This window comes from Rhodococcus sp. EPR-157, assembly GCF_001647195.1.
Classification (GTDB): Bacteria; Actinomycetota; Actinomycetes; order Mycobacteriales; family Mycobacteriaceae; genus Rhodococcoides.
This window is the reverse complement of the sequence record NZ_LVCV01000386.1, coordinates 1-3695: the sequence shown is the minus strand read 5'-3', so window position 1 is coordinate 3695 and position 3695 is coordinate 1. Positions and strand designations below refer to the sequence as shown.

Genomic DNA, 3695 nt, shown 5'->3' with positions numbered 1-3695 from the left:
CGTATGCGGGTTCACTCTCGGGCTACCTGAACATCTCGGCACCGGGCATGCGTGAGGCAATGCGTCTCGCACTCCTCGATTCGGGCCGCTACAACATCGACGCCATGTGGGGACCGCCCTGGGACTCGGCGTGGTTGCGTAACGATCCGTTCGTGTTCGCGCCTCGCCTTCGCGACAACGGCACTCGAGTGTGGGTCTTCGCAGGCAGCGGACTGCCCGGTGGCCTCGACCGGCCGCGCAGCTTCATCGATTACTACAACACCGGCAATGCGATGGGCCTCGAGGCAATTGCATTGGCGAACAGCCGTGCGTTCCAGATCCGCATGGCAAGTATCGGTGCGAACAATGTCACATACGCGTTCCCGAGCGTCGGAACCCATCAGTGGGGTTACTGGCAGGAGCAGGTGCACATCATGGCGCCTGACCTGAGCGCCAACATCGGCTGACAGATTGGGCAGATCCCCCGCTTTCCGCACTGTTTGTGAGAATTCACTGGTTTGACAGGGTGGTCTGCGGGGGCTTCGCAGGATAAGGTCACAGTCTGGTATCACCCCTGAAGCAAGCCTAAGATCTAGATCACAGTTTTGCTTCGGAGTAGTCGGTTGCAATAGCCTCCCTTGTGCGCGTCTCTGCAGAGTCTCTCGGCTCTTAGGTCGGCGTGGGAAAACTGAACACACTTCACTACGGCCCGACGGGGCCGAAGACAGCCCTGTTGGAATGCCGGGGGCCGCGAATCGCGGAGACCGCAGAATGACGAGAGAGAGCACGATTTCATGCGATTTGCCGGCCTAAAGAGCAAGCCGACACTGTCCCAGCGATGGCGGCAGCGCCTCCTCGGCGTCGGTGCAGCCGCACTCGTCGTTCCCATCGCAGCCGGTGTCGTCGGTGGCGCGGTGGCGGTAGCAGCCCCCAGCGCGATCGTGCACAAGGCTCCCGCCGGTGGACGCGAGGACCTGTTCGTCCCGTCCGAGATGGGTCCGATCAAGGTCCAGGTCCAGTGGGCAGCTCGCGGCGGCAATGCTGCGCTGTACCTACTCGACGGACTGCGTGCTCGCGACGATCGCAACGCATGGACGTTCGAGACCAACGCTCAGGACCAATTCGCCGGCGACGACGTCACGCTCGTCATGCCGGTCGGTGGCCAGGCCAGCTTCTACAGCGACTGGTACGCCGCGTCGAACCTGAACGGCCAGGAAGTCACCTACAAGTGGGAGACGTTCCTGACTCAGGACCTGCCGGCCTTCCTCGAGGGCTACGGCGTCTCGCGCTCCAACAACGCCGTTCTCGGAATTTCGATGGGTGGCTCCGCTGCGCTGACGCTGGCCGCGTACCACCGCGATCAGTTCAAGTTCGCCGGTTCGTTCTCGGGTTACCTGAACATCTCGGCACCCGGCATGCGTGAGGCCATTCGTGTCGCGATGCTGTCGCAGTCGTGGTTCAACGTCGATTCCATGTGGGGACCTCCGTGGAGCCCGGCATGGTTGCGCAACGACCCGTTCGTCTTCGCACCTGACCTTCGCGGTCTGTCGCTGTACGTGTCCGCTGCATCCGGCCTGCCCGGTCAGTACGACAAGCCGCGCGCGCCGATCGATTTCTACAACACCGCCAACGGCATGGCGCTCGAAGCGTTGGCTCTCGCCAACAGCCGCGCATTCCAGGTTCGCCTGGCGACGCTCGGAATCCCGGCGACCTTCAGCTTCCCGAGCAACGGAACGCACAGCTGGGCGTACTGGTCGGCCGAGCTGTTCAAGGCTCGCGGTCAGATCCTCGAGGCTCTGAACGCCTGATCTTCACCGGAACCTGCCAGACTCACCGATGCCGCTCTGCTCTTGTGCAGGGCGGCATCGGTGCATTTCGGGCGTGGGTCGTGGAAAACGACGAGCGTGAACCGCTTTCTTTCACAATTGCATCACCTGTCACAGCGAGCCTTGGCCGATACGACGTTGTCGCCGTGTAGAAAGACATCTACAGAGGTCTGCGAAACATCTTCACTTGGCGAGAGAACACGCAGTAAAAGAAAGAGAGTCACCATCATGCGCACTGGGCTTGCTCGATTCGGCCGGCGCTCTACGGCTGGAGCAGCCGCCAGGCGGACGGCAACGGCCGCAGTGATCGCCGCTGCACTGATCTCACCCTTCGGCGCGGCGGGTGTCGCTCAGGCTGCACCGGTAGCGCTCGCGGCGCCGACTCAGACGCAGGCACCGTCCGCGGCCACAGTCACTGCGGTGGATTGGCTGTCGGATCGTCGCGTCGCGCTGTGGATCGAATCTCCGTCGATGGGCACTCCCATCCAGGTCCAGCTCCTGCTCGCCCGCGACTGGAACATCAACCCCGCGGCGGTGTTCCCGTCCGTGTGGATGCTCGACGGTCTGCGTGCGACCGACCAGGAGAACGGGTGGACGGCCGAGACCGACGCCGAGTCCTACTTCGCGGACAAGAACGTCAACGTCGTTCTTCCTGTCGGTGGGCAGTCCAGCTTCTACTCCGACTGGGTCGACCAGGACAACGGCAAGAACTACCAGTGGGAGACGTTCCTGACCAAGGAACTGCCCCCCATCCTCGAGACGAGCTGGCGTACCAACCAGACCCGCGGAGTCGTCGGACTGTCGATGGGCGGAACCGCGGCCATGTTCCTCGCCGCACGCAACGAAGGCTTCTTCAAGTTCGCCGGTTCGTTGTCGGGCATGCTGACGACCACCACCCTCGGTATGCCGCAGGCCATTCAGTACGCGATGGCCGATGCAGGCGGATACAACTCCAAGGCAATGTGGGGTGCGCCGACCAACGATCTGTGGGCACAGCACGACCCCTATCTACTCGCCGAGAAGCTGCGGGGTGTCAGCCTCTACGTATCGAGCGGCAACGGCGTCGCGGGACCGTACGATCCGCCGTCGGGCATCCCCGGCGTCAGCTCCAACTACGCGGGCATGGGTCTGGAAATTCTCTCTCGTCTCACCTCGCAGACCTTTGCCACCAAGCTCAACAAGCTCGGTATACCCGCGCAGGTCGTGTACCGCCCGTCGGGACTGCACACGTGGGAGTACTGGCAGTTCGAGCTGAAGCAGCTCTGGCCGCAGCTCGCGAGCTCGCTCGGTGTCGAGGTGGACAAGCCGTCGTGCAGCGTTTCCGGTGCGATCGGCAACGCCTCGGGTGCCAACTCGTGGCTCGGCGACTGCTTGACGGCGGAGTACAACGTCGCCGGCGGCCGCGCTCAGGACTTCCGCTTCGGTCGCGTGTTCTTCAACGCGGACGCCGGTGCCCAGGTCGTCGCGGGCGCAATCGGTGGCAACTACCAAGGCTCCGGTGGACCCGCAGGGCCGCTCGGTTTCCCCACGACCGGTGAGTTCGGAACTCCGGACGGTCGTGGACGTGGCAACGCTTTCCAGAACGGAATGATCTACTTCACCCCGCAGACCGGGGCGCACGCAGTTCGGGGAGCGATTCTCGACGAGTGGGCACGGCAGGGATACGAGGGTGGTCCGCTCGGATACCCAGTCCTCGACGAGGTACCCACGCCGTCCAAGCCCGGTGCGGTGCAAGGCTTCGAGATCGGCGCGATGTATCACAGCCCCGACCTCGGAACCCACTCGGTGCAGGGCATGATCCTCGGCAAGTACGGCCAACTCGGTTGGGAGAACGGCTCACTCGGCTTCCCGAAGACGAGTGAAATCGGACCCATCAAGGACGGCGGCCGG

At 63.5% G+C, this 3695-nt stretch carries 3 protein-coding genes; all 3 read left to right on the top strand.

The window, feature by feature from the left end:
- Window positions 1–446 (top strand): alpha/beta hydrolase-fold protein (locus tag A2J03_RS17500; protein ID WP_269455217.1); only part of this gene is annotated, 446 nt, incomplete at its 5' end.
- 327 nt (window positions 447–773) lie between these two features.
- Window positions 774–1787, top strand: a complete 1014-nt coding sequence (locus A2J03_RS17495; protein WP_068376308.1) for an alpha/beta hydrolase — start codon at window positions 774–776, stop codon at window positions 1785–1787.
- A gap of 246 nt (window positions 1788–2033) precedes the next feature.
- The coding region (locus A2J03_RS17490; protein WP_197480841.1) for an alpha/beta hydrolase-fold protein at window positions 2034–3695 on the top strand (1662 nt) is incomplete at its 3' end.

What these genes read in the sequence shown, in the direction of transcription:
- A2J03_RS17495 (WP_068376308.1), top strand. Translation starts at nt 774, where the DNA reads ATGCGATTTGCCGGCCTAAAGAGCAAGCCGACACTGTCCCAGCGATGG.